The organism is Cedecea sp., assembly GCF_036500665.1.
Taxonomy (GTDB): domain Bacteria; phylum Pseudomonadota; class Gammaproteobacteria; order Enterobacterales; family Enterobacteriaceae; genus Cedecea.
In genome coordinates, this window is sequence record NZ_DASYBS010000071.1 from 1 (window position 1) to 6321 (window position 6321).

The 6321-nt window shown below is 58.1% G+C and carries 3 protein-coding genes and 2 pseudogenes; 3 read left to right on the forward strand and 2 right to left on the reverse strand.

Annotation, left to right across the window (positions count from 1 at the left end; translation table 11 throughout):
- Positions 1–300: 300 nt before the first annotated feature.
- On the reverse strand, positions 301–2466 hold the full coding sequence (gene fhuE / locus VGM55_RS11940; RefSeq protein ID WP_331635576.1) for a ferric-rhodotorulic acid/ferric-coprogen receptor FhuE: 2166 nt from the start codon (positions 2464–2466) through the stop codon (positions 301–303).
- Positions 2467–2834: 368 nt separating this feature from the next.
- Between fhuE and emrD the strand changes: the two genes are divergently transcribed.
- Positions 2835–4019 (forward strand): multidrug efflux MFS transporter EmrD, encoded by a 1185-nt coding sequence (gene emrD / locus VGM55_RS11945; protein WP_331635577.1) that lies wholly within the window; start codon positions 2835–2837, stop codon positions 4017–4019.
- Position 4020: 1 nt separating this feature from the next.
- Here emrD and VGM55_RS11950 read toward each other — a convergent pair.
- A pseudogene (locus VGM55_RS11950) lies at positions 4021–4616 on the reverse strand (LysR family transcriptional regulator); the annotation flags it as partial.
- 6 nt (positions 4617–4622) lie between these two features.
- On the opposite strand from VGM55_RS11950, the pseudogene VGM55_RS11955 reads away from it, so the two are divergent.
- Positions 4623–4724: pseudogene (locus VGM55_RS11955) on the forward strand (hypothetical protein); the annotation flags it as partial.
- Between the two features lie 17 nt (positions 4725–4741).
- Positions 4742–6070 (forward strand): D-serine ammonia-lyase, encoded by a 1329-nt coding sequence (gene dsdA, locus VGM55_RS11960; RefSeq protein WP_331635578.1) that lies wholly within the window; start codon positions 4742–4744, stop codon positions 6068–6070.
- Positions 6071–6321 lie beyond the last annotated feature (251 nt).

Consider the following 6321-nt stretch of genomic DNA (forward strand, 5'->3'; position numbering starts at 1 on the left):
TATCTGGCTCAGGCAGAGCCTTCAGGATAGACTTACTCATGGCGTATCACCTCTCTGTTGTTGAAATCTGTCACGAAATCAATCAGCAGGATACGCCACCCTCTTCAAATCCCCGTACACCAGAAATGAGCATAACTCGGCGTTACTGAAGTCGGCCTATTACCAGTCGCTGCCAGACGCTCTTCAGACTATTTAACCTGCACAAGAAAAGCCGCATCGCCAGAAAGAGGGGAAAACTACGTTTTCCCCTCTTTGCCCGCCCTCTCAAGAAAGTAAAGTCGTCTTATTCAGCATACTGGCTTAGAAGCTATAGTTTGCCGTCAGCGAGAAGCTGCGCGGCGTGCCGTAAACCACATAATCGGAAAGCCAGGATTCATATTCTTTGTCGAACAGGTTGTTGATGTTGCCCTGTACGGCGAAGTTTTTCGTCACCTGGTAGCGGGTGAAGAGATCCACCAGCGCGTAGCTGCCCTGCTTAATACGCGTATTGCCATTCGGGCCGTAGGCATCCTGCCAGGTTTTACCCTGCCAGTTCACGCCGCCGCCCACGGTCACTTCCGGCAGCATCGGCAGCTGGTAACGGGTAAACAACTTCATGGTGGTACGCGGCTGGTCAGGGTTCACCGCCTCGCCGTTATTGTCGTCCGCCACATAGCGGGAAGCGCCAAAGGTGAGCTGCCAGTTATCGGTCAGCGCGCCGTTCAGCTCGAACTCCACGCCGCGGCTCACGGTGCCGTCCACGGATTTATACGCCGTTTCGCCAGGATTGCCGTTAACCGGCGTGCCGAGCGACTGGGCAACTTTATCCTGCTCGATGCGGAACACCGCCAGCGAGGTGGTCAGGCGCGTGTTAAACCAGTCCGCCTTCACGCCCGCTTCGTAGCTCTTCCCGGTGGTAGGGTCGAGATAATCGCCGTTAACGTCGCGCTTGTCGGTTGGCTGGAAGATGGAGGTGTAGCTGGTGTAGGCCGACCAGGTGTCGTTGATGTCGTAAACCAGGCCCGCGTAGGGCGTCACGTCATGCTTTTTGCTGCTCAGGCTGGTTTGTGGCGCGGTGGACGGATTGTAGTCCGCATCCCATTCGGTATAGCGAGCCCCCACAATCAGGTGCAGCGGGTCAGCCAGCGAGAAGCGCGCTGCGGTGTAGGCAGCCTGCTGGCGCACCACGTCTTTGCTGTACAGCGAGAAGGCAGACCAGCTCGGGTCCGCGACGTTGCTGTAGAAGCTGTCCATCGCGATGCCGCCGTAAGGCAAGCCTGTGTTCGGCATGGCGTTGTCATAGTGATTGCGCTGGCGGCTGTAGCTGCCGCCGAACATCAGCTCATGCTGGCGGCCAAACAGGTCGAAGCCCCCGCGCACAAACGCATCCACCGAATCCTGCTTACGCTCGCCCCGGTTCCAGCCGCCGTACGCGCTGGTGCCCGCCCCGGTCACTTTATCCGGGAAGCCGGTGACATACATTAGCTTAGAGTCGAAGTTGGTTTCGGCGTGCAGCGTGTTGATGCGCGCCTCCCAGCCGTTATCAAAGCGCTGGACCAGGTTGGCGAACACTTTGGTGGCGTCTTTGTTGGTGTAAGCCCAGTCCGGCGCGGTGGTGGCGCTGCGGCTGAAGTGTGTCCGGCTGCCGTCGGCATACCAGGTAGGCAGGCCGCCCCAGGTCGGGCTGTCGTCGTTGCTTTCCTGGTAGTCGTAGCCGACGGAAAGCGTGGTGGAGTCGGTTAAATCAGCGTCCACTACGCCATAGATGAATTTCTTGCGGGAATGGCTTTTGTCCAGCCAGGTGTCGTTATCCTGATAGCCGGTGACCACGCGGCCGCGCACGTTACCGGACTCACTCAGCGGAGCAGAAAGATCCGCCACATAGCGCTGCTTGTCCCAGCTCCCGTAGCTTGCGGAAACGTTGCCTTTAAATTCACGGCTGTCGGCATGCTTGCGCACCATATTGATGTACGCCGAAGGGTTGCCGCTGCCGCTCATCAGCCCGGCCGCGCCGCGTACCACTTCAATATTTTCGTACACGGCGGCATCCGAGCCGGTGTCGCCGAAGTCCCAGACGTCGCTGACCTGCGTCGGCATGTCGTCGTAGGCATAGTTGCTGATAAAGAAGCCACGCGCGAAGTAGGTGGCGCGGCTGCTGTCCACCAGCTTAGTGCTGATGCCGGTGGTGTTATCCAGCACGTCGCCGATGGTTTGCAGGTTTTGATCCTGCATACGCTGCTGGCTGATAACGCTGACGGACTGAGGAATATCGCGCGGGACCAGCAGCAGTTTGGTGCCGGTGGTGGTGGTTTTGACGCTGTAATCCTGCGCCTGCCCGGCCAGCGGATTATCTGTCTGGGTGTTCACCGTGATGGTGTCTTCTGCCTGCACAGAAGGAAGCAGCGCCAGCGCAATGGCCGCTGCCAGCAGTGATGGGCCACCTGCCCGTAACGTACACCGTTCCCTGGAGAAGTTAACCAATGCCATGTTAAACCCTCATTTTGAATTTTTATGATGCGGCGGCATTTTCCGGTGCCGGCACTTTTTTGATTTTTATTAAAGACGCACACGATCAAATGCGGATGAGAAATATACGCATTTGTATTTAACCTGTAAACAAATGTAATTCCCTGAGGGTTAACGAAGATTGCACCGTTGCGGGGCAAAAACAGGCGTTTGGTGGCAATAAAAATTGCCGCTTTCGCTTTACAAACGAACACGTAAATTTGCTGTTAAAACAGCCTCATCATCTGGCTTATTGCCTCGGTTATGATAGATTCCTCTCGCTTTCAAAACATACACAGCAAAATACGCTGCGAAGCCTCTCTCTCTTTTCAGGTAAACGATCGGACGCCATGAGAAAGTTAGCCAATATCCACCTGCTGATGATGTTGATTCTGCTGGTTGCTGTCGGGCAGATGACCCAGACGATTTACATCCCTTCGATTCCCGATATGGCTCATGAAATGGGCGTGCGCAGCGGCGCAATCCAGCGCGTGATGGCGGCCTATTTGTTTACCTACGGCGTGTCGCAGCTGTTCTATGGCCCGCTTTCCGACCGCATTGGCCGCCGCCCGGTGATCCTCGCCGGCATGGTGATTTTCATGCTGGCCACGCTCGGCGCGTTGTTTACCACGAATTTGCATATTCTGGTGCTGGCGAGCGCCCTGCAGGGCATGGGCACCGGGGTGGCCGGGGTGATGGCGAGAACCATGCCGCGCGACCTTTACGAAGGCGGCGATTTACGCCAGGCCAACAGCCTGCTGAACATGGGCATTCTGGTGAGCCCGCTGCTGGCGCCGGTTATCGGCGGGATGCTGGACAGCGTCTGGGGCTGGCGCGCCTGCTACGGCTTCCTGCTGCTGCTGTGCGCGATTGTCGCGTTCTCCATGTGGCGCTGGCTGCCGGAAACCCGCCCGGCGGAGGCCACGCCACCGCGCCTGATGCGCAGCTACAAAATGCTGCTCGGCAATATCTCCTTTAACTGCTATTTGCTGATGCTGGTCGGCGGGCTGGCGGGCGTGGCGGTGTTTGAAGCCTGCTCCGGCGTGCTGATGGGCGGCGTACTTGGCCTGAGCGGCGTGGTGGTCAGCATCCTGTTTATTCTGCCTATTCCGGCGGCGTTTTTTGGCTCCTGGTATGCGGGCCGCCAGAACGTGCGTTTCTCCAGCCTGATGTGGCAGGCGGTATTGAGCTGCCTGTTCGCCGGTATTTTGATGTGGATCCCTGGCTGGTTCGGCATCATGAATATCTGGACGCTGCTGGTGCCTGCGGCGCTGTTCTTCTTCGGCGCGGGTATGCTGTTCCCGCTGGCGACCAGCGGCGCGATGGAGCCGTTCCCGTTTCTCGCCGGTACCGCAGGCGCGCTGGTTGGCGGCCTGCAAAATATCGGCTCCGGCGTGATGGCCTGGTTCTCCGCGCTGATGCCGCAAACCGGGCAATACAGCATCGGAATGCTGATGACGGCGATGGGCGTGCTGATCCTGTGCTGCTGGCTGCCGCTGGCGCAGCGTTTCCAGCATCATGGCGAGGCGGTGTAAGTTATTTCGCCTCTTCGGCCAGGGCCTTAAGCCAGCTGATAAAAGCGTCAATCTTCGGCCATTGTCGGCCAGCAAGGGTCGAAATGTAGTAATGCTGATGGCATTTCAACGTGTTATCCCCAAAAGGGGCGATGAGCTCGCCCCGCTCCAGCCGCTTTTGCACCAGCCTTTTTCGCCCCATCGCCACGCCAACGTCGTTCATCGCGGCAATCACCGCCAGGTCGGAGCGATCGAAGCCTATGCCCGTCGAGGCCGGCAGCTCAATGCCAAACTGCTGCGCCCAGCTGTACCACTCGTCGGTGCCGGAATTATTGCTCCAAGCCTGCCGGTCGTGCAGCAAAGTGCAGTGGCGCAGCTGAGAAGGCCGGGAATGAAGTTCAAAGCGTCGGGCATATTCCGGGCTGCAAACCGGCAGGTATCCAGAGACGATTTCAGCGCCCAGAACACCCGCTTGCCTTCATGCGTCAGCTCCACTTTACGGTGCGAGCGAACAAAAAGCTGGATCCCCAGCTCCTCTTCCAGCTGGTTTATCCGATGGCTGACCGCGCTGGGGCTCAGCGACAGTTCATCCGCCGCCAGCGCAAAAGATTGATGGCGATGATGGGCGCCACGCGCCATGAAACCTTTAAGTACTACACCACGGCGACATTCATCGCTTCTTTAGTTGCACTGGCCGGCACATTCCTGCTTTCCTTTATCATCTGAGCGCCAGGAGGCTCGTTATGAAATCGACAGAACTGCACGCATTAACCGAAAAATTCCCGCTGCTTAGCGAGCTTACCGCCCTGAACGAAACCACCTGGTTTAACCCGGGAGCCACCTCCCTCGCCGAAGGCCTACCGCATGTTGGCCTGACAGAGCAGGACGTAAAAGAGGCGCACGCCCGGCTGGATCGCTTTGCGCCTTACCTGGCGAAAGCCTTCCCGGAAACCGCCGCAACCGGCGGTATTATCGAGTCAGAGCTGGCCGCCATTCCGGCGATGCAAAAGCGGCTGGAAAAAGAAAATGGGCAGACAGTCTGCGGCAAGCTGTGGCTGAAAAAAGACAGTCACCTGCCGATTTCTGGCTCGATTAAGGCTCGCGGGGGCATTTATGAAGTCCTGACTCACGCGGAAAAACTGGCGATCGAGGCCGGGTTACTTAGCCTTGAAGATGACTACAGCCTGCTACTGTCTCCTGAATTACGCGAGTTTTTCAGCCGCTACAGCATTGCCGTTGGCTCTACCGGCAACCTGGGGCTGTCGATTGGTATCATCAGCGCCCGCATTGGCTTCCGCGTTACGGTGCATATGTCCGCCGACGCCCGCGAATGGAAAAAAGCCAAACTGCGCCGCCACGGCGTTGAGGTGGTTGAATACGCCGAAGATTACGGCGTCGCCGTTGAGCAGGGGCGAAAAGCCGCCGAGGCGGACGCCAACTGTTTCTTTATCGATGATGAAAACTCTCGCACGCTGTTCCTGGGTTACGCCGTCGCCGGGCAAAGGCTGAAAGACCAATTCTCACGGCAGGCTATTACCGTCGATGAGCAGCACCCTTTATTCGTTTATCTGCCCTGCGGCGTCGGCGGCGGCCCCGGTGGCGTAGCATTTGGGCTGAAGCTGGCCTTTGGCGACCACCTTCACTGTATTTTTGCCGAGCCAACCCACTCCCCCTGCATGCTACTGGGCGTTTACACCGGCCTGCATGATGCGCTTTCCGTGCAGGATATCGGCATCGATAACCTGACCGCCGCCGACGGCCTGGCCGTGGGACGGGCTTCCGGCTTTGTCGGCAGAGCGATGCAAAGGCTGCTGGACGGCTTCTATACCGTGGACGATCAAACGCTGTACAACATGCTCGGCTGGCTGGCGGAAGAAGAAAATATTCGCCTGGAGCCTTCGGCCCTGGCAGGCATGGCCGGGCCGCAGCGGGTTTGTGCCACCGCCTCTTACCACGAGATGCAGGGCTTTAGCGCCCAGCAGCTTAATAACGCGACGCATCTGGTCTGGGCCACCGGGGGCGGTATGGTTCCTGAGGCTGAGATGACGCAGTATTTAGCGAAGGCTCGCTGATATTTCCCCTCACTCTTTCGGGATTGTCTCTTAGTCACAAATACGTTCTATGAAGGATCGGCTAAGGTTCAAATCCGCAGCCACACAGAACGTCACAGTTGCTGCAAGTTCCACAGCCACGCCCTTGTTCCCGGCTCTCATCGCCCCCGGTTATGACCCAACTCAGGCGGGGTTGAGCTGCCGGGAGCAGCGAAAGAGAGCGATCGTCGGGAACGAATCGCGAACGACCCCGAATGTTTGGGTGATAGCCG

Bases quoted from the DNA above. Each gene is read 5' to 3' on its own strand.
- dsdA (WP_331635578.1), top strand. From the start codon at position 4,742: ATGAAATCGACAGAACTGCACGCATTAACCGAAAAATTCCCGCTGCTT.
- fhuE (WP_331635576.1), bottom strand. From the start codon at position 2,466: ATGGCATTGGTTAACTTCTCCAGGGAACGGTGTACGTTACGGGCAGGT.
- emrD (WP_331635577.1), top strand. From the start codon at position 2,835: ATGAGAAAGTTAGCCAATATCCACCTGCTGATGATGTTGATTCTGCTG.